Source organism: Baekduia sp., from assembly GCF_035996765.1.
Classification (GTDB): Bacteria; Actinomycetota; Thermoleophilia; order Solirubrobacterales; family Solirubrobacteraceae; genus Baekduia.
Map to the genome: position 1 here is coordinate 57,730 of NZ_DASYJG010000061.1, position 16,992 is coordinate 74,721.

A 16,992-nucleotide genomic window follows, 5' to 3' on the forward strand; every position below is an offset into this window, starting at 1 on the left:
GCGCTAGGCGAACGGCTCGAAGGGCCAGGTCATGGCGTCGGACGCGACACAGACGTCATCGCTGACGAACTCGTCCCGGTCGACGAACGCGTTGTGGTACTCGGCGATCCAGCGATATTTCTCCCAGACACGCTTGTCGTCGCGGTGTCGGCTCAAGCGATCCACGACGCGACCACGGTGCAACTGCAAGGTCGGCACCGGATCCTCGAGCTCGTCGAACAGCGGGCCCAAGTAGTTGATGAACGTCCAGCCGTCGCCGTCGCAGAACAGGCGGCTGCTCGGTCGTGTCACCGCCGCCTCCGCGTCGCGGCTGAGGATCACGCGCGGGTACACCGCGTGGCGGCTCTCCAGTTCATACGCCTCGGCCAGTGCCGGGCCGAAGATCAGCCCATCGCGAATGTGGAAGTAGCCCAGGCTGAGCCCACCGCGTACGAAGAAATCGCTCTGAGAGAGCGCGAGCTGGAGCCATGCAGCCTGGCGGACCAGCCCACGGATCTCCGTGTCTTCGTCTCCAGGCTCTGTGATCGGCGCGGCGAGGACCAGCGTGTCCGAGAAGAACGCCGCGCGCCACTCCGACTCAGGGCGGAAGTAATTTCGATAGCGCCCGGTCACCGCACGATCGAGATCGATCAGATGGCGACGAACCTGCGACACCGGCCCGCGATTCATCGCCCGGACCCCGAGCAAGTCGATGAACAAGACAGCACATCGGACAAGTCGCGGCGTGCCGCGTCGCGTGACGAACAGGTCGTCGGCCTGATGCTGCGCCACGTCGGAGTCGGCTACGCGGCGTGCGGGATGTTCGCGTGACCGCACGGACCGAGGACGTATGCCCGCGGACCGCGACTCGGCTTGTCGGCGCGCTCGATCAACCCACGCCACTCCGCCGAGGCGAGCCAGGCAGGGAGGTCCGCCAGGGCATTGCGATCATCGAGCCCCGCGGCCAGGTCGTCGAACGTCTGCGGCCGACGGGGGTCGACCAGCGGCAGAACCAAGTGGTCGTAGCGGTGGTACTCCCGCAGGTGTTCCGGATAGGTCCGGCCATCCAAGGTCCTGGGCGTGTCGGTGCCGAGGGACTGTGGATCCAGCAAGCTCACACCTTCAGTCTGACACACCGCCTGACGGCAGTCGAGCTATGCCACCGGGCGCTCGAAGAGCGTCGAGAGGACGACCTGCGTGTGGGTCCGGCGGACGCCGGGCGTGTCGCGGAGGCGCTCGAGCGCTTCTTCCAAGTGCTGGGTGTCGGCGGCGCGGACGTGGAGGATCGCGCTGGCCTCGCCGGCGACCGTGTAGGCCGACTCGACCTCGTCGTGGGGCTCGATGGCCTTGCGGACCTCAGCGGCGGACATGCGGCCCTCGCAGTAGAGCGCGACGACGGCGTGGGTGTGCCAGCCCATCGCGGCTGGGTCGACGACCGCTGCGTAAGAGCGGATCACGCCCTCGGACTGCAGCTTGTCGACGCGGCGCTTGACCGCGGGCGCGCTGAGCGAGACGTGGCCGCCGATGTCCTGAAAGGAGCGACGGGCGTCCGTTCGGAGCAGCGCAACGATCTTGCGGTCTGTGTCGTCCATCACCGCAGTTTATCCGCAGATACGCAACGAATCGTGGTTGAGACCGGCGTTTGACAAGCGGATCATTCCGTCCATGCCTTCCGAGACCGCCGCCACCTCCGTTGCGCCCCACGGCCTGCAGGACTACATGCCGCTCAACGGCATCGACCACGTGGAGCTCTTCGTGGGCAACGCCAAGCAGGCTGCGTTCTTCTACACGCGCGCCTACGGCTTCAAGCTGGTGGCCTACTCGGGGCTGGAGACCGGCGCGCGCGACCGCGCCTCCTACGTCGTCCAGCAGGGCCGCATCCGCCTGGTCCTCACCGGCGCGCTGCACTCCGACTCCCCCATCGCCGAGCATCACCGCCACCACGGTGATGGGGTCAAGGTGATTGCTTTGAGCGTTCCTGACGTCGACCACGCCTGGCGCGAGGCGACGACGCGCGGCGCCGAAGGCGTCGTCGAGCCGCACGACAGCAGCGACGAGCACGGCACCGTGCGGATGGCCACCATCAAGACCTACGGCGAGACGCTGCACACGTTCGTCGCTCGCGGCGACTACAAGGGCGCGTTCCTGCCCGGCTACGAGACCCGCGAGGACGGCTCGCCAGAAGACGATCCCGCCCACCCCATGCTCCTCGCCATCGACCACATCGTCGGCAACGTCGAGCACATGGACCCATGGGTGTCGTTCTACGAGGACGTCTTCAACATGAAGGAGATGCTCCACTTCACCGACGAGGCGATCTCGACCGAGTACTCCGCCTTGATGTCGAAGGTCGTCGCCGACGGCAAGGGCGTCGTCAAGTTCCCCATCAACGAGCCGGCCGAGGGCAAGCGCAAGTCGCAGATCGAGGAGTACCTGGAGTTCTACGAGGGTCCGGGCGCCCAGCACCTCGCGGTCGCCACGCGCGACATCGTCAACACCGTCGCCGAGATGCGCCGCCGCGGCGTCGAGTTCCTCGACATCCCGGCCTCCTACTACGAGGACGCGCCGATCCGCGTCCCGGAGGTCGCGCCGATCATCGACGACCTGCGCACCCAGGGCATCCTGGTCGACCGTGACGACGAGGGCTACCTCCTGCAGATCTTCACCAAGCCGATCGGCGACCGCCCAACCGTCTTCCTCGAGGTCATCGAACGCCACGGCGCCCGCGGCTTCGGCGACGGCAACTTCAAGGCGCTCTTCGAGGCCCTGGAGCGCGAGCAGGACCGGCGTGGGAACCTCTGAGCCATGCGCTACGTCACCCTCGGCGACGTCCCCCGCAAGCGCCACATCCAGGTGCGGCGCAACGGCGCGGGCTCACCGCTGCTGACCGAGGAGGTCCTCGGCTACGAGGGCTTCAGCGGCAACGAGACGATCCTCTACCACCTGCACTCGCCCTGCCGGCTGTCGGAGGTCGGCGGCTTCGCCCCGATCCGTCGCGAGGAGTGGGTGCCTGACGCCCATGTCCACCGACTCGCCGACATCAACGGCGCACCCGCAGGCGGCGACCCCGTCGCCGGGCGCCAGCTGTTGATGTACAACAATGACATCGAGGTCTCGGTCGCCAAGCCGACGGAGTCTCAGGAGGGCTTTCATCGCAACGGCGAGGGCGACGAGGTCATCTACGTCCACCGCGGCAGCGGCAAGCTGCGCACGAACTTCGGGCCCGTCCTCTTCCGGGAGCGCGACTACGTCGTCATCCCGCGCGGGACGACCTACCGCTTCGAGCCCGATCCTGGCGTGGAGCAGTTCTGGATCTGCTTCCACACGCCCGGCGAGATCGAGACGCCCAACCGCTATCGCAACCGCTACGGCCAACTTCTGGAGCACGCGCCGTACTCCCAGCGCGACTTCCACGGGCCGATCGAGTTGGAGACCCATGACGAGGAGGGCGAGTTCACCCTCGACGTCCGCGTCCGCGGCGGTGTCCAGCGCTATCTCCTGGATCGCCATCCGTTCGACGTCGTCGGCTGGGACGGCTACGTGTTCCCCTACACCTTCAACGCCGATGACTTCGAGCCGCGCGCCGGGCGCTTCCACCTCCCTCCGCCGGCCCATCAGACCTTCCAAGGGCCGAACTTCGTCATCTGCACCTTCGCCCCGCGAATGCTCGACTGGGATCCCGAAGCCGTTCCGATCCCCTACCACCACTCGAACATCCAGTCCGAGGAGGTGATGTTCTACGCCGCCGGCGACTACGCGGCGCGCAAGGGCGTCGACGTCGGCTGCCTCACGCTGCACCCCTCCGGCCTGCCCCATGGCCCGCAACCGGGCACCGTCGAGAAGGCGCTGGGCATGACGCACACCAACGAGCTCGCGGTCATGTGGGACACCTTCAAGCCGCTGAAGCTGGCGGCGCTGTGGCGCGATCACGACGATCCGTCCTACGCGTATTCGTGGAACCCGGACCGCGAGGCCGCCCAGCCGCGATGATGGGCGGGCCGTGGCCGCCCCGCCGCTCTTCGCGCTGGAGGATGTGACCGTCGCGGGCGCCGAGCGCCCGCGGCTGACCGGCGTCTCGCTCGCCCTGCACGACGGCGGCATCACGGTGCTCCAGGGGCCATCGGGCTCGGGGAAGTCGACGCTGCTGCGGCTGCTCAACCGGCTGGAGGCACCCGACGCCGGGACCGTGCGCTACCGCGGCGACGACCTCGCCGCGCGCGACGTGCTCGCCCACCGGCGCGAGGTCGGGATGGTCTTCCAGGCGCCGGTCCTCTTCCCCGGGACCATCGCCGACAACCTCGCGGTCGCCCAGCCGCTCGACCCGCCCGAGCTGCTGCTCGAGCACGCCGGGCTTCCTGCGTCTTTTCTGACGCGCGAGGCCGGCACGCTGTCGGGCGGCGAGGCCCAGCGCGCATGCCTGGCGCGCGCGCTCGGGACGCGCCCGCGCGTGCTGTTGATGGACGAACCGACGTCGGCGCTCGACCACGAGGCGGCGCTGGTGATCGAGCGCCTTGCGCGGACGCTGGCCGATGAGGGCGTCCCGATCGTCCTGGTCACCCACGACCGCGAGCAGGCGACGCGGCTGGGCGACCGCGTGGTCGTGCTGGACGAGGGGAGGCTCACGCCATGAGCGGCGATGTGAGCGACCGCAACGCCGCTCGGCGCGGCGGGAGGCTCGTCCCGTGAGCGGCGATGTGAGTTGGTGGGGTCTTGCCGCCTCCCTGATCATGATCGCCGCCGTCGCGCTGCTCTCCTGGCGCCAGAAGCTGCGGCTGGAGCGCGACCTGGCGATCGCGGTCGGGCGCTCGCTGACGCAGATGCTGCTCGTCGGGGCGGCGCTCGGGCTGATCGTCGACCGAGGCACCTGGATCGGCTGGTCGTTCTTGTGGGTCGCCGGGATGGTGGTCTTCGCGGCCGTGACCGTCAGCCGGCGCGCGCCGATGCTGCCGGGCGTCCTCGGCGTGGCATTCGTCGCGATGGCCGCCAGCGCCGTCGCCGGCCTCGGCCTGCTGTTTGCCCTCGGGATCTTCCCCGTGAGTGGCCGGACCGTCGTGCCGGTCGCCGGCATGGTCCTCGGCAACTCGCTGGCCGCCGGCGTCCTGACGATCCGGCGCCTGGTCGAGGCGATCGCCGAGCGCCGCGCCGACCTCGAGGCAAGGCTGGCGCTCGGTCTGCCATGGCAGCACGCCGTCCGCCCCACCGTCCGGCAGGTGCTGCGCACCGGGATCGCACCCGACGTCGAGCGGCTGAAGGCGCTCGGCATCGTCGTGCTGCCGGGCGCGATGACCGGCCTGATCCTGGCCGGCGTCGACCCGCTCGACGCCGTCCGCGTGCAGCTCGCGTTGTTGTATGTGATCCTCGGATCCGTCACGACGACGGCCAGCGTGATCGCGCTGCTCGGCACGCGGCGGCTGTTCACCGCCGACCATCGACTGGTCCCGCTTGCCCGCAGCGCCGAGGACGAGGGCTAAGGTCGACACCATGAACTTCACGTGGGAGGACGGCGAGCGGACGATCCGCTTCGGCCGCGGCACGATCGCCGACGCACCGGAGCTCCTGGGCGACGACTACATCTTGCTCACCACCGAGCGCGCCGAGACCGCGACGCCCGACGTCGTGGCGCGCGCGCAGGCCGTCCACCACGTCGGCCCAGGCCTGGTCGACGAGCTCGCCGCCGATCTCCACGGCGCGATCGGCAACGCGACGCTGATCGTCGCGCTCGGCGGCGGCCGCGTCGTCGACGTCGCCAAGGCGCTGGCCGGCACGCGCGACGGCGTCCGCGCCGCCGCGATCCCGACGACGCTCAGCGCCGCGGAGATGACGAGGATCCACCGCAAGCCGGCAGGCCACGAGGAGACCGCGCGCAACGTCCGCCCGGCGATCGTCATCAATGACCCCGACCTGTCGGCCTCGCAGCCCGTCTCCGAGCTCGCCGCGTCCTCGGCCAACGCACTGGCCCACGCGGTCGAGGCGCCGGTGACCATCTACGCCTCGACGGTCCCGACGCTGGCCGCGCGCGAGGCGATCCGCCTCATCGACGTCGCCTGGCTCGTCGAGGGCGAAGACCCCTCCTACGTCGGCCGCGAGCAGCTCGCACACGCCGCGCTGCTCAGCGGTTACGGGATCGACGCGGCGCGGTATGGCCTCAGCCACGTCCTCAGCCAGACGCTGGTCCGCGTCGGCGGCGCCGGACACGGCCAGGCCAACGCCGCGATCCTGCCCGCCGCTATCGCCGCCCTGGAGCGCCGCAACCCCGGCCGCGTGGACCCCGACGGCACGCTCGGCGAATTGGCTCGCCGCCTGGCCCGCCGCGCCGGCGCCGACGGCATCCGCCGCCTGGGCGTCCCTGAGGACCGCCTCGACGCCTGCGCTGACGCCGCCACCCAGCGCCAAGACCTCGCCTTCACGCCACCGGCCGCGGATCGTGACGAGCTCCGCGCGCTCTACGCCGAGGCGTGGTGAATCTTCTGTAAGCGGTGCATTGAAGTGAACCACTCATGGGTAGGCTGCCGCCCATGACCGACCAGAGCTTCGCGCCACCGTCTGCCGGCGCCCCGCCCACGAGCACCACCACCACCACCTCCACCCGCGCAGGCTTCTGGATCCGCTTCGGCGCCTCGCTGATCGACGGCATCCTGATCTCGATCATCACCGTGCCGCTCCAAGTGGGCCTCCACGGCGCCGGCTACGGGCTGGCGCTGCTGGTCGGCATCGCCTACTACACCTACTGCGAAGGCAGCGACCGCGGCCAGACGATCGGCAAGTCGGCCTGCGGCATCCGCGTACGCTCAATCGCCGGCGGCCCCATCGGCTACACGCGCGGCTTCCTGCGCTACATCGGCCGGATCCTCTCGACGATCCCGATCTTCCTGGGCTACTTCTGGATGATCTGGGATCCGCAGAAGCAGACCTGGCACGACAAGATCGCCAACTCGGTCGTCGTCCCGCAGTAGCGGCGACCAGCGGTAGCGCGCTAGCTGATCAACCGCGGTCGCGCCGACGACCTTCTTCCGGTCCTTTGGACCGGTGTCCTACTTGGCGACCCGCAACAAGATGATCGTGTTCACGGCGAACAGCACCGCGAAGAAGATCGTCCAACGGTTCAGGTTGCGCTCTACGAGCGACCCGCCGCCCAGCGAACCCTGACCCGAGCCGACGCCGAACGCGCCCGACAACCCCGCGTCCTTCCCGGAGTGCATGAGCACCAGGAAGATCAGGACGATGCAGATGGCGACCTGCACGACGGAGAGGATCGTTTCGAGCATGACCCGTCCAATGCTAGTCGCCGGAGGCGCCGAGCGCATCTAAGCGCCGCAGCAGCTCGACGGCCTCAGCGCGCAGCTGGCGGTCGATCGCCTTGTAGTCCTCTTCTGACAGCTTGCCGGTGCGGTAGTCCATCTCGGCCTCGCGGATCTCGCGGTAGCGGGCCTCCTTGGCCGCCTCGAGATCCTCCAGCTGCCCTTGGTGGACCGCGTCGTCAGCCTCGGCCCGGCCGCCGCGCAGCGGCCCGGCCACGACCCATCCGGCCGCGCTCGCCGCCACCAACACCCCCACCACCGCCAGCACGTCCATCAGGCTCGGCGGCCGGCGCGCGGCTACGCGCGCTCCGGGCGGGTGCCGGGGCGGGCGGGACCGATTTCCCGCGCGACCCGGGCGGCGTAGCCGGCCGTCGCGCGGCGATGCGCGAGGTCGGCCGTCGGCCAGATGCAGATCAGGCCACCGAGGAAGACGAACAGCGCGCCGAGCCAGATCCAGGTCACCATCGGCGAGACGATCAACCGGAAGGTCGCCGGCGGCGCGCTCTTGGCGTAGTTGTCGGTGAGCGTCCGGATCGTCGTGCCCAGCGCGGTCGAGTAGTCCTGCGCGCTCATCTTGCCCGACGCCTGCTTGAAGACCGCGTCGCCCTTCTTGACGATCGCCATCGTCGGGTCGAGGTCCGGCGTGACAGCGCTCCAGATGTCGAGGCCGAGGCCGGCCTTCATCGCGATCTCGCTGGTCGACTCGCCGTCGAAGTATCGGCCGACAGCGCCCGCAAACGGCGCGCCCTCGATCGGGTAGTAGCCGCGCTCGGGCTTGAGGAGCGCGACGCGCTTCTTGTCCTTGATGATCGTCAGCTTCGCCCCGAAGACGAGCCGCTCGACCCCGTCGGACGCGACGTCGATGCGCGACGTCGGCCCGTCGTAGCGCGCGGTGTAGCCGCGACCCAGCTCGGTCGTCTGGCCCTTGCGGAGCTCCACCGTGTGGACATGCTGGAAGGCCGACGACGCCGCAACGCCGATGAACAGCACCGCCATTCCGAAGTGGATGGTGTAGCCCCCGTACCGCCGCCGGTTGCGACGGATCAGCGTCAGGAAGGCCAGCGGCGCAGGCTCGCCCGTCATCGCCTTGCGAGCACGGACGCCGCGGACGAACTCCTGCGCGATCGTGCCGATCGCGAAGGCCGCGAAGGCGAACATCGCCAGCGCCAGCGGCCGGCCGGCCACGCCGAACGGGATCAGGACGATCACCGTGACCACGCCGCTGACGATCGGCCACACGAAGTTGCGCCGCGCGTTCTTCGGCGTCGCGCGGCGCCACGCGATGACCGGGCCGATGCCCGACAGCAGCACGAGCGCAAGCGCCAGCGGGACGACGTACTTGTCATACCACGGCGGTCCCAGCGACTGCTTGTTGCCGGTCAGCGCCTCGGAGATCAGCGGGAAGAAGGTGCCCCAGAAGACGACGAACGCCATGCCGACCAACACGAGGTTGTTGGCCAGGAACATCGCCTCGCGCGACAGCAGCGAGTCGAGCTTGTGCTCGGAGCGCAGCACGTCGCGCCGCGACACGACCAGCGCCACAGAGCCGGCGATCATCACGCCGATCAGCACCACGAACGGGATCCCGAGCGTCGAGGCGCCGAAAGCGTGGATCGAGTCCAGGATCCCCGAGCGCACCAGGAACGTGCCGAGGATCGCCAGCGTGCCGGTCGCGAGGATCAGCGACGCGTTCCACGTCTTCAGCATCCCGCGCTTCTCCTGCACCATGATCGAATGCAGGAACGCGGTGCCGGTCAGCCACGGCAGCAGCGACGCGTTCTCGACCGGGTCCCAGGCCCAGTAGCCGCCCCAGCCCAGCTCGGCGTAGGACCAGCGGGCGCCGAGCAGGATGCCGATGCCGAGGAAGAACCAGGCGCCGAGCGCGAAGCGGCGCGTGGCGCCGATCCACTCCGCGTCGATCCGCCGCGTCACCAGCGCGCCGACCGCGAAGGCGAACGGCACCGCCCACAGCGTGTAGCCGCTGTAGAGCATCGGCGGGTGGATCATCATCGACGGATGGCGCAGCAGCGGGTTGAGGCCCGTGCCGTCCTGCGGCGCGATCGGCAGCGTGTCGAACGGCGAGACCGCGAAGACGAGCAGCCCGCCGAAGAACGTCGCGAAGCCGAGCAGCGTCGCGATCGCGTAGGGCTGCACGTCGCGCATCCGGTGGCGCGTCAGGAAGACGACGAGGCTCGACCACATCGAGAGCAGCCACAGCCACAGCAGCAGCGAGCCCTCCTGCGAGGACCACGCGGCGGCCGCCTTGTAGAAGATCGGCGTCGTGATCGAGGAGTGCGACTGGACGACGCTGAACGAGAAGTCGTTGCGCAGGAACGCGAGCTCCAGGACGACGAACGCGCCGGTCGTCAGCCCCGCCAGCGTGTAGACCGCGCGGCGGGCGCTGGTGACCCACTCACGGCGCCCGGTGATGCCGCCATACAGCGCGGCGACGATGCCGTAGACCGCGACGGCAAACGCCAGGAACGTCAGACCACGGCCGAGATCCGCCATCGAAGGCTCAGGTCTTCTGCGTCTTGGACTGCTCTTGGAACTTCGACGGGCACTTGGTCACGAGCGAGTCCTTCTCGCCCACGAACGTGGTGCCCTGGCGCTTCACGGTCACGATGACCTCGCGGCCGGCGCGGAACGTGTCGGCGACCGAGCCCGTGTAACGGATAGGCACCGAAGCGGTGCCGTTGCGATCGCGGACGCGGAACTCGTAGGTCGTCCCGTGCTTGATGATCGAGTTGTCGACGACCTTGCCGGTCAGCTGGTAGCTGCGGCCGAGATCGGAGCTCGCAAGAAGCTGGGACGGTGAGCGCGCCTCGCTCGAGGCGCTGAAGCTGGTGTAGACGAGCGCGGCCGCAAGGACGACGGCGGCGCTCAACGCCACGACCAGTCGTACGCGGCGCTTGCGTGCAGGGTCCATCGCGACGCAGTATCGCAGCCTCGGCGGCTTCACCGCGCCACCCCGACCCGCCCAACCGTGGTTAGGGCAGGCGTCCAGTGGTGCTCAAGCGCCAAGTTGGTCCGACGATGACCAAGAGCGAAACCTCCGGGCGCCACCGGTGTCTCTGGAGGTGCAGACCATCACCATGCGCGTCCGCCCCCTCGCCCCCACCGAACGCCGAGCACGCAGCGAGCGTCGCCCGCACATCTTCGGGCGACCGGTCAACGAGGTGGAGACCGCGCCGCCCGCCCCCGCGGCGGCGCCCGAGCAGCCGGCAGCGCCCGAGCCGGTCGACGAGCATCTGGCCGAACGGCGCCATCGCGCCTCGGTCACCCCGGAGGACACCGCGCTCTACGGCTGCTCCTGCGGATTTCAGTTCCAGGCGCCGGTCTCGACCTCGGTCTGCTGCCCGCACTGCGGGACGGGCCAGGCCTGGTAGCCGCGGAACGCTCGACCGTCAGCGGCGAGGGATCCTGAAGCTGGCACTGCGCGTGCTGTCGACGCCGGTGCTCCTGGCCATCGTCAGGCGAATCTCATAGCTCCCGGGCTTGAGCTTGCGCGCCCCGAACCGGAACGTCCGGCTGTTGCCGCCCGACGACGCCGGGGTGACCGAGAAGCCCACGCGGCCGTGGCGCAGACGGTAGAGCGAGGCCTTGGACGGCACGTCCGGCCAGTAACGGCCCGACACCACAAAGCGATGCCGGCGAGCGCGCTTGGCATGTGCGGCGACCGATGCGAAGACCCGCACCTGCACGGTGTTGGCCGGGCCGGGCGCCTGGTAGCCCACGGCCGACACCCCATACTTCGCGCTCCCGAGTGCCTGGACGGTGAAGGTGTAGGCGCCCTGGGCGTCGGTGGCCCCCGCTGCGCCCGGAACCGCCGCGAACGGCGCGACGAACGGGAACGGTTGCTGCTGCAACGCGACCGCCAGGCCCGGCGCGAGGGGGATCGTGCCCGTCACGGTCACCCGGCTGCCGTACGCGACCGAGTTGGCCGAGATGGCCGGCCGCGGCATCGCGACCAACGGGAGCGTCCGGAACGTGCCGCGCGTGACATCGGCGCCACCGGCGCTCGTTCCGGTCACGCTCCAGCGGTACGCCGTGCTCGGCTGTAAGCCGGCCACCGGCAGTGCGGCGTCGCCGTCGGCCGTAACGGTCAGCGGGCCGCTCGGAAGGACGACGCCACCCAAGGAGACGGTCGACGCCGTCAGCGTGACCGGAACGCCGTAGCCCAAGACCCTGACGTGCAGTGTGGCCGAGAACTGCGTGATGTCGGTCTCCGCCGCTGGGCCGAGGCGAGGGACGCGCGGCGTGTCGAACTCCACCATGTCGCCGTACTCGCCGCCCGCCGAGTTAGAGACGTAGACAGCGGCGAAGTAATGCCGGCCGGCCACCAGCGCGGTCACCGGCACGGTGAAGGGGATCGCGGTGGCACCGGAGCCGACGGCGACGTCGGGCGTCGACTGCAACAGGTCCTCGGTGATGCCGTACTCGATGTGTGCGATCGTCGGGAGGCCGTGCGGGTTGAGCGTCGCCTGGAAGGTGGCGGTCGTCCCCGTGATCGCGGTGACGCCCAGGGTGTCGGCCGTTGCCGCTGACGGGGTGTCCGCCCATGTCGCGGCCGGTGCCACCAGGGCGAGAACGACGAGCGCGAGCAGAACCGCGCAGGACACCGGAGTGCGGAGCATCGCACGAACGTACAGCGCTTAATATCGGCTGAGCAACGACCCGAAGGTCCAGGTCCGGGGCATCGTCGGTGACCGGCGTATGCGGCCTCACGAGTGATTTGCGATGGTGCGGGCGTGAGCGAGCGCTATCCGCAACGGGCCTGGGCCCTTCCTGACACCGCGACCGAGGTGCTGCTGGTGCGCCACGGGGCGTCGCAGGACGCCGTTCCCGGCGAGCCGTTCGAGATGATCGACGGGCACTCCGATCCAGCCCTTTCGCCGATCGGTGAGCAGCAGGCTGCGCTGGTCGGCGCACGCTTGGCCGCCGACCCGCCGGACGCGCTCTTCGTCACCTCGCTGCAGCGGACGGCGCAGACCGCGGCGTCGCTGGTCGCCGCGACGGGCCTGGAGCCGACCGTGATCTCGGAGCTCTCGGAGGTCCGGCTCGGTGACTGGGAAGGGGGCGAGTTGCGGATCCGCACCGCCCACGGGGATCCGCTGGTCCGGACGATCTTCGAGGAGCAGCGCTGGGACGTCATCCCGGGCGCCGAGCCGATGGAGGAGTTCGCAGCGCGCACGCGCCGCGGCCTGGAGCGCGTCGTCGAGCTGACCGGCCCCGGCCGTGTCGCCGCCGCCTTCGTGCACGGCGGCGTCATCGGTGAGCTCGCTCGGCAGGCGACGGGGGCACCACGGCTGTCGTTCATCCACGCCGAGAACACCTCGATCACGCGCCTCGTCGTCTTCGCCGACGGCCGCTGGCTCCTGCGCAGCTTCAACGACACCTCGCACTTGTAGGCGAGCCGCCGACCGCTCCACAGGGGGCGAGTTTCGAGTCGCTCGCACCTAGACGTTGAGATGCAACGTCTAGATGCGATCCGCGAGCTGGTCGCTCGGCAACACGGGGTGATCGCGCGGCGACAGCTGCTGGCGATCGGACTGAGCGCGGGCGGGATCGATCATTGGATGCGGAGCGGGAGGCTGATCGTCGTGCGCCGCGGCGTCTATGCCTTTGGGCACGCGGAGCTGCGGCGGCAAGGACATGTCCTTGCCGCGGTGCTCGCAGTCGGCGATGACGCCGTCCTCAGCCATCGAAGTGCGGCGCGGCAGTGGGGATTGCGGCCGTGGAGCGGGACGTTCGTGGAGATGTCCGTGCTGTCTCGCCGCGGGATCAGACCCAAGCGCGACCTGCGTGTCCACAACGCCACCGATCTGCATCCGTGGGAGATCAGCGAGGACGAAAGTCTGCCGCTGACCACGCCCGCCCGAACGCTCCTCGACCTCGCCGCCGTCGTCCCGGCTCACCAGCTCCGGCGAGCCGTCGAGCGCGCCGAGCAACTAGAGATCTATGACCACACCGCCGTCCTGCGCGTGCTCGCGGCTCATCCGCGCCGCCCCGGCTCGCCGGCACTCAAGACGTTGTTGGCCGATCTCCACGACCACGGCACGACCTCGATGACCCGCAGCGATCTCGAAGCGCTCTTCCTTCAGCTCTGCCTCGACCACGGGCTCCCGCGCCCCCAGGTCAACCACTACGACAACGGGCGCGAGCTCGACTTCCGCTGGCCGAAGCGACGGCTCGCCGTCGAGACCAATGGCTTCTGGGTCCACCGCTCCCGCGAGGCGTTCGAGAGCGACCACGAGCGGCGCCTAGAGCTCGAGGCCGCCGGCTGGCGCGTGATCTCGCTGACGTGGCGACAGGTCGTCGACCGGCCGGCCGCGATCGCCGCGCACATGCGCAGGGTGCTCGGTGAGGCCAATCGCACCTAGACGTTGAGATGCAACGTCTAGGTGCGAGCGACTAAATCGACCCGCTGATCGCCCGCCTCCGAGACAGGCATGGTGGAATGTCATCCGTGCCCACCACCGCCCCCGCCCCGCCCGATCTGCGCCGCCAACTGAACATCACCCTTGCCGTCGGCCTCGCCGACGGTCTGCTGCTGGTGGTGCTCGTCTACTTCGCCTTCATCAACCGCAGCGACACCGCGGTCCACATCCTCGGCCCGATCCACGGCCTCGGCTTCCTTGCGCTGCTGCTGCTCACCGGCAACGGTGCGCTCCAGAAGCTGTGGGGCTGGTGGTTTCCCGCGTTGGTGATCGTCACCGGTGGCCCGATCGGCTCGATCATCGGCGACCTCGTCCTGCGGCGCGGGCTCGGCGAGGCAGAGCGCACCTGATGGCCATCGACGCCTGGATCCAGCATCCGACGCCGCGCTTCATCGAGCAGGACATGTTCGCGTCCCTGCGTCGCTGGACCGGCGAGGAGCCGCCCACCGAACAGCTTCCCCTGACCGCCACGCTCGCGGCGATGGACGCTGGCGGGATCACTGAGGCGATGCTGTCGGCCTGGTATGGCCCCGAGGGCGAGCTGATCTCCAACGAGGAGGTCGCCGGCTGGGTCGCCGAAGCGCCCGGCCGCCTCCACGGCCTCGCGTCCGTGAACCTGCGCAACCCGATGGAGGGCGTGCGCGCGCTGCGCCATTGCGTCACCGACCTGGGGTTCAAGGGCCTGCGGATGCTGCCCTGGCTTTGGGAGACGCCGCCGACCGATCGGCGCTTCTATCCGCTCTATGCCACGTGCGTCGAGCTGGGCGTGCCGTTCTGCACGCAGGTCGGCCACACCGGGCCGCTGCGCCCGTCGGAGACCGGGCGGCCGATCCCCTACATCGACCAGGTCGCGATCGACTTCCCCGAGCTGACGATCGTCTGCGGCCACCTCGGCTACCCGTGGACCGAGGAGATGATCGCCGTCGCGCGCAAGCACGAGAACGTCGTCATCGACACCTCCGCCTACACGACCAAGCGGCTGCCGCCCGAGATCATCACCTACATGAAGTCGGGCAGCGGGCGCCATAAGGTGCTGTTCGGCTCCAACTTCCCCATGATCTTCCCCGAGCACGCGCTCGCCGGCCTGGATGAGCTCGGCCTCGACGACGAGATGCGCGACCTCTACCTGGAGGGCAACGCGCGGCGGGTCTTCGGGCTGCTGTGATCCAGCGATGAGCGAAGAGCCCGACGCCGTCGCCGACTTCCGCGCCCGGCGCGACCGGATCCGCGACGAGCTGGGCGGTGCGGCGCGCGTCGAGCGCCTGCACGCGCGCGGCGAGCGAACGATCCGCGAGCACATCGCCGCGCTGCTGGACGACGGCTCGTTCGACGAGGTCGGCACCTTCGTGCGCTCGCTGCGCCCTGAAGACCACGACGAGACGCCGGGCGACGGCAAGATCGGCGGGCACGGCACGATCGACGGGCGCCCCGTCACGGTCGCCGGCGACGACATCACCGTCAAGCGCGGCTCCTCGTCGCCAATGGGCTCGCGCCGCCTCGGCCGCCTCTTCGCGCACGCCGAGCGCAGCGGCCATCCGATCGTCTACTTCGGCGCCACGGGCGGCGCACGCATCCCGGACTCGCTCGGCTCGGCCGGCTTCGCCCAGGTCGCCGTCGACGTCGAGCTCTTCCGCCGCGCCCGGCGCATCCCGTTCATCACCGTGATCAGCGGCGACTCGTTCGGCGGCTCGTCGTTCGTCAGCGCCGCGTCGGATCTCGTGATTCAGGTCCGCGGCACCTGCCTGGCGGTCACCTCGCCGCTGGTCGCCAAGATCGCCACCGGCGAGGATCTGACCAACGACGAGCTCGGCGGCGTCGACGTCCACGCGCGCAAGACCGGCCAGATCGACCTCATCGCCGAGGACTACGACGAGGCCTACAACTTGATCCGCCGCGCGCTCGCGCTGCTGCCGGCCAACGCCAAGCAGCGCGCGGCGCGCGCGGGCGACGACCCGGGCGAGGCGCCTCGCCTCCCCATCCCGCCCGACCCCGAGCTGGCCGAGATCGTTCCCCGCCGCCGCTCGCGCGCCTACGACGTGCACAAGGTCCTGGCGCGCGTGCTCGACCCCGACTCCTTGCTGGAGCTCGGCGCCGGCTTCGGGCGCGGGCTGGTCTGCGGCCTGGGTCGCCTCGACGGCCACGCCGTCGGCATCGTGGCCAGCCAGCCGAAGTTCTTCGCCGGCGCGCTGGATCCCGCGGCGTGTGAGAAGGCGGTCAAGCTGCTCTGCCTCTGCGACGCCTTCGACCTGCCCGTCCTCTTCTTCCAGGACGTGCCCGGCTTCTTCGTCGGCAAGCAGGTCGAGCACGACGGCATGCTCAAGCACGCGATCCGGTTGCAGACCGCGCTCGCGCTCTCCGAGGCGCCGAAGATCACCACCATCTTGCGCAAGGCCTATGGGTTGGCCTACTTCAGCCTCGGCGGCAACGACAGCGGCGTCGACCTCGTCTACGCCTGGCCGACGGCCGAGATCTCGTTCATGGATCCGCTGGTCGCGGCCAACGTGGTGGCCGGCGGCGACGATGCCGCGCGCGACGCGATGGCCGACGCGATGCGCGCCGACATCGACCCCTACGGCGCAGCCGGGCTGATGAAGGTCGACGAGATCATCGACCCCGCCGACACCCGCGCCACGCTGGCCCGGGCGCTCACGCGCCTCGCCGGGCGCCCCGTCGCCGACGGCGCCCGCCGTCCGCTCGCGACGTGGCCGACGTGCTGATCGCGGCCCGGCGCGGTACGGTACACCTTCACCAACGCTGCACCCGGCACGAAGGAGTGCACACCGATGGACGAAGTCAAGGATGGCGCAGCTGGCGCCGTCGCGGACGAGGACATCAGCACGCTGGTCGCGCGACTCTCGCGCAAGCACCGCTCCGGCGGGCGCGTCATCGAGCGCGCCGCGATCATGGCCGAAGGCGGCAACTCGGTGGCGATCCTGGCCTGGCTCGCCGAACACGGCTGGGAGCCGGAGGCCGACGCGCCGGCCACCAGCGACCGTGACGGCATGGGATTGCACGGCATGCGCCGTGAGGCCGAGCGCGGCCGCGCGCAGGCACAGGCGCCGCGCCGCTACATCTCACCGGCGCCGGCCGGCGACGCCTGAGCGCGTGCCCAGCCGCACGACCCTGATCATCATCGGCGCGGTGATCGCGATCCCGCTGATCTTCGCGGCGCTGGGCGCGAGCCAGGCCGCCGGGCTGGTCTTCGGGGTGTTGCTGGTCGTCGTCGGACTGGCCTGGACGTTGGCCGGCTCGCGCGGTGCGGGCGGCGAGTAGCG

Annotated in this window: 22 protein-coding genes and 1 pseudogene; 15 read left to right on the forward strand and 8 right to left on the reverse strand. The window is 70.1% G+C overall.

Going from position 1 to position 16,992, the window contains the following annotated elements:
* Positions 1-3: 3 nt before the first annotated feature.
* From VGO10_RS13730 to VGO10_RS13740, 3 genes are read right to left on the reverse strand one after another with little or no spacing between them, the layout of a single operon-like run.
* A complete protein-coding gene (locus tag VGO10_RS13730; protein ID WP_327469226.1) occupies positions 4-771 on the reverse strand; it encodes a hypothetical protein in 768 nt (255 codons plus the stop codon).
* An 11-nt stretch (positions 772-782) separates the two neighbouring features.
* Positions 783-1,097 (reverse strand): hypothetical protein, encoded by a 315-nt coding sequence (locus VGO10_RS13735; protein ID WP_327469228.1) that lies wholly within the window; start codon positions 1,095-1,097, stop codon positions 783-785.
* A gap of 36 nt (positions 1,098-1,133) precedes the next feature.
* Positions 1,134-1,571, reverse strand: a complete 438-nt coding sequence (locus tag VGO10_RS13740; protein ID WP_327469230.1) for an Lrp/AsnC family transcriptional regulator — start codon at positions 1,569-1,571, stop codon at positions 1,134-1,136.
* A 73-nt stretch (positions 1,572-1,644) separates the two neighbouring features.
* Between VGO10_RS13740 and hppD the strand changes: the two genes are divergently transcribed.
* The 6 genes from hppD to VGO10_RS13770 are packed head-to-tail and all read left to right on the forward strand — an operon-like array spanning position 1,645 to position 6,932.
* Complete coding sequence (gene hppD, locus VGO10_RS13745; protein WP_327469232.1) at positions 1,645-2,781, forward strand: 4-hydroxyphenylpyruvate dioxygenase; 1,137 nt, start codon at positions 1,645-1,647, stop codon at positions 2,779-2,781.
* Between the two features lie 3 nt (positions 2,782-2,784).
* On the forward strand, positions 2,785-3,969 hold the full coding sequence (locus tag VGO10_RS13750) for a homogentisate 1,2-dioxygenase (RefSeq protein ID WP_327469234.1): 1,185 nt from the start codon (positions 2,785-2,787) through the stop codon (positions 3,967-3,969).
* 10 nt (positions 3,970-3,979) lie between these two features.
* A complete protein-coding gene (locus tag VGO10_RS13755) occupies positions 3,980-4,609 on the forward strand; it encodes a phosphate ABC transporter ATP-binding protein (protein WP_327469236.1) in 630 nt (209 codons plus the stop codon).
* A gap of 52 nt (positions 4,610-4,661) precedes the next feature.
* Positions 4,662-5,450 (forward strand): ABC transporter permease, encoded by a 789-nt coding sequence (locus VGO10_RS13760; protein WP_327469237.1) that lies wholly within the window; start codon positions 4,662-4,664, stop codon positions 5,448-5,450.
* A 10-nt stretch (positions 5,451-5,460) separates the two neighbouring features.
* Complete coding sequence (locus VGO10_RS13765; protein WP_327469238.1) at positions 5,461-6,441, forward strand: iron-containing alcohol dehydrogenase; 981 nt, start codon at positions 5,461-5,463, stop codon at positions 6,439-6,441.
* 53 nt (positions 6,442-6,494) lie between these two features.
* The gene (locus tag VGO10_RS13770; RefSeq protein WP_327469239.1) at positions 6,495-6,932 is read left to right on the forward strand and encodes an RDD family protein; all 438 of its coding nucleotides are present in this window, start codon (positions 6,495-6,497) and stop codon (positions 6,930-6,932) included.
* 78 nt (positions 6,933-7,010) lie between these two features.
* On the opposite strand, the gene secG is transcribed toward VGO10_RS13770, so the two are convergent.
* Genes secG through VGO10_RS13790 form a run of 4 tightly spaced genes read right to left on the reverse strand, consistent with a single transcriptional unit; the run spans position 7,011 to position 10,206 of the window.
* Positions 7,011-7,244 carry a preprotein translocase subunit SecG gene (secG, locus tag VGO10_RS13775; protein ID WP_327469240.1) on the reverse strand — a complete coding sequence of 78 codons (234 nt, stop codon included), beginning with the start codon at positions 7,242-7,244 and terminating at the stop codon, positions 7,011-7,013.
* A 13-nt stretch (positions 7,245-7,257) separates the two neighbouring features.
* On the reverse strand, positions 7,258-7,551 hold the full coding sequence (locus tag VGO10_RS13780; protein ID WP_327469242.1) for a hypothetical protein: 294 nt from the start codon (positions 7,549-7,551) through the stop codon (positions 7,258-7,260).
* A gap of 23 nt (positions 7,552-7,574) precedes the next feature.
* On the reverse strand, positions 7,575-9,788 hold the full coding sequence (locus VGO10_RS13785; RefSeq protein ID WP_327469244.1) for a heme lyase CcmF/NrfE family subunit: 2,214 nt from the start codon (positions 9,786-9,788) through the stop codon (positions 7,575-7,577).
* A 7-nt stretch (positions 9,789-9,795) separates the two neighbouring features.
* Positions 9,796-10,206 carry a cytochrome c maturation protein CcmE gene (locus VGO10_RS13790; protein ID WP_327469246.1) on the reverse strand — a complete coding sequence of 137 codons (411 nt, stop codon included), beginning with the start codon at positions 10,204-10,206 and terminating at the stop codon, positions 9,796-9,798.
* A 166-nt stretch (positions 10,207-10,372) separates the two neighbouring features.
* Here VGO10_RS13790 and VGO10_RS13795 point away from each other — a divergent pair, with 166 nt between their 5' ends.
* Positions 10,373-10,666 carry a hypothetical protein gene (locus VGO10_RS13795; protein WP_327469248.1) on the forward strand — a complete coding sequence of 98 codons (294 nt, stop codon included), beginning with the start codon at positions 10,373-10,375 and terminating at the stop codon, positions 10,664-10,666.
* 18 nt (positions 10,667-10,684) lie between these two features.
* Here VGO10_RS13795 and VGO10_RS13800 read toward each other — a convergent pair whose 3' ends face one another.
* Positions 10,685-11,914 carry a hypothetical protein gene (locus VGO10_RS13800; RefSeq protein ID WP_327469250.1) on the reverse strand — a complete coding sequence of 410 codons (1,230 nt, stop codon included), beginning with the start codon at positions 11,912-11,914 and terminating at the stop codon, positions 10,685-10,687.
* Positions 11,915-12,028: 114 nt separating this feature from the next.
* On the opposite strand from VGO10_RS13800, the gene VGO10_RS13805 reads away from it, so the two are divergent.
* The 8 genes and pseudogenes from VGO10_RS13805 to VGO10_RS13840 all read left to right on the forward strand — a co-directional run bounded on the left by VGO10_RS13805 (position 12,029) and on the right by VGO10_RS13840 (position 16,990).
* Positions 12,029-12,688: a histidine phosphatase family protein gene (locus VGO10_RS13805; RefSeq protein WP_327469252.1), complete on the forward strand. Its 660-nt coding sequence runs from the start codon at positions 12,029-12,031 to the stop codon at positions 12,686-12,688.
* A gap of 60 nt (positions 12,689-12,748) precedes the next feature.
* A pseudogene (locus tag VGO10_RS21845) lies at positions 12,749-12,844 on the forward strand (hypothetical protein); the annotation flags it as partial.
* 192 nt (positions 12,845-13,036) lie between these two features.
* A complete protein-coding gene (locus VGO10_RS13815) occupies positions 13,037-13,660 on the forward strand; it encodes a hypothetical protein (protein WP_327469256.1) in 624 nt (207 codons plus the stop codon).
* 77 nt (positions 13,661-13,737) lie between these two features.
* Complete coding sequence (locus tag VGO10_RS13820) at positions 13,738-14,067, forward strand: DUF3817 domain-containing protein (RefSeq protein ID WP_327469258.1); 330 nt, start codon at positions 13,738-13,740, stop codon at positions 14,065-14,067.
* On the forward strand, positions 14,067-14,882 hold the full coding sequence (locus VGO10_RS13825) for an amidohydrolase family protein (RefSeq protein WP_327469260.1): 816 nt from the start codon (positions 14,067-14,069) through the stop codon (positions 14,880-14,882). Before VGO10_RS13820 ends, VGO10_RS13825 begins: the two co-directional genes overlap by 1 nt.
* Positions 14,883-14,889: 7 nt before the next feature.
* Entirely contained in the window at positions 14,890-16,434 is a 1,545-nt protein-coding gene (locus VGO10_RS13830) for an acyl-CoA carboxylase subunit beta (RefSeq protein WP_327469262.1), read from the forward strand.
* A 66-nt stretch (positions 16,435-16,500) separates the two neighbouring features.
* Positions 16,501-16,818 carry a hypothetical protein gene (locus tag VGO10_RS13835; protein WP_327469264.1) on the forward strand — a complete coding sequence of 106 codons (318 nt, stop codon included), beginning with the start codon at positions 16,501-16,503 and terminating at the stop codon, positions 16,816-16,818.
* A 4-nt stretch (positions 16,819-16,822) separates the two neighbouring features.
* Entirely contained in the window at positions 16,823-16,990 is a 168-nt protein-coding gene (locus VGO10_RS13840) for a hypothetical protein (protein WP_327469266.1), read from the forward strand.
* The last annotated feature ends 2 nt before the right edge of the window (positions 16,991-16,992 follow it).

Bases quoted from the DNA above. Each gene is read 5' to 3' on its own strand.
- VGO10_RS13750 (WP_327469234.1), top strand. From the start codon at position 2,785: ATGCGCTACGTCACCCTCGGCGACGTCCCCCGCAAGCGCCACATCCAG.
- VGO10_RS13765 (WP_327469238.1), top strand. From the start codon at position 5,461: ATGAACTTCACGTGGGAGGACGGCGAGCGGACGATCCGCTTCGGCCGC.
- VGO10_RS13815 (WP_327469256.1), top strand. From the start codon at position 13,037: ATGTCCGTGCTGTCTCGCCGCGGGATCAGACCCAAGCGCGACCTGCGT.
- VGO10_RS13785 (WP_327469244.1), bottom strand. From the start codon at position 9,788: ATGGCGGATCTCGGCCGTGGTCTGACGTTCCTGGCGTTTGCCGTCGCG.
- VGO10_RS13830 (WP_327469262.1), top strand. From the start codon at position 14,890: ATGAGCGAAGAGCCCGACGCCGTCGCCGACTTCCGCGCCCGGCGCGAC.
- VGO10_RS13770 (WP_327469239.1), top strand. From the start codon at position 6,495: ATGACCGACCAGAGCTTCGCGCCACCGTCTGCCGGCGCCCCGCCCACG.
- hppD (WP_327469232.1), top strand. From the start codon at position 1,645: ATGCCTTCCGAGACCGCCGCCACCTCCGTTGCGCCCCACGGCCTGCAG.
- VGO10_RS13790 (WP_327469246.1), bottom strand. From the start codon at position 10,206: ATGGACCCTGCACGCAAGCGCCGCGTACGACTGGTCGTGGCGTTGAGC.
- VGO10_RS13740 (WP_327469230.1), bottom strand. From the start codon at position 1,571: ATGGACGACACAGACCGCAAGATCGTTGCGCTGCTCCGAACGGACGCC.
- VGO10_RS13795 (WP_327469248.1), top strand. From the start codon at position 10,373: ATGCGCGTCCGCCCCCTCGCCCCCACCGAACGCCGAGCACGCAGCGAG.
- VGO10_RS13780 (WP_327469242.1), bottom strand. From the start codon at position 7,551: ATGGACGTGCTGGCGGTGGTGGGGGTGTTGGTGGCGGCGAGCGCGGCC.
- VGO10_RS13835 (WP_327469264.1), top strand. From the start codon at position 16,501: ATGGACGAAGTCAAGGATGGCGCAGCTGGCGCCGTCGCGGACGAGGAC.
- secG (WP_327469240.1), bottom strand. From the start codon at position 7,244: ATGCTCGAAACGATCCTCTCCGTCGTGCAGGTCGCCATCTGCATCGTC.
- VGO10_RS13800 (WP_327469250.1), bottom strand. From the start codon at position 11,914: ATGCTCCGCACTCCGGTGTCCTGCGCGGTTCTGCTCGCGCTCGTCGTT.
- VGO10_RS13820 (WP_327469258.1), top strand. From the start codon at position 13,738: ATGTCATCCGTGCCCACCACCGCCCCCGCCCCGCCCGATCTGCGCCGC.
- VGO10_RS13825 (WP_327469260.1), top strand. From the start codon at position 14,067: ATGGCCATCGACGCCTGGATCCAGCATCCGACGCCGCGCTTCATCGAG.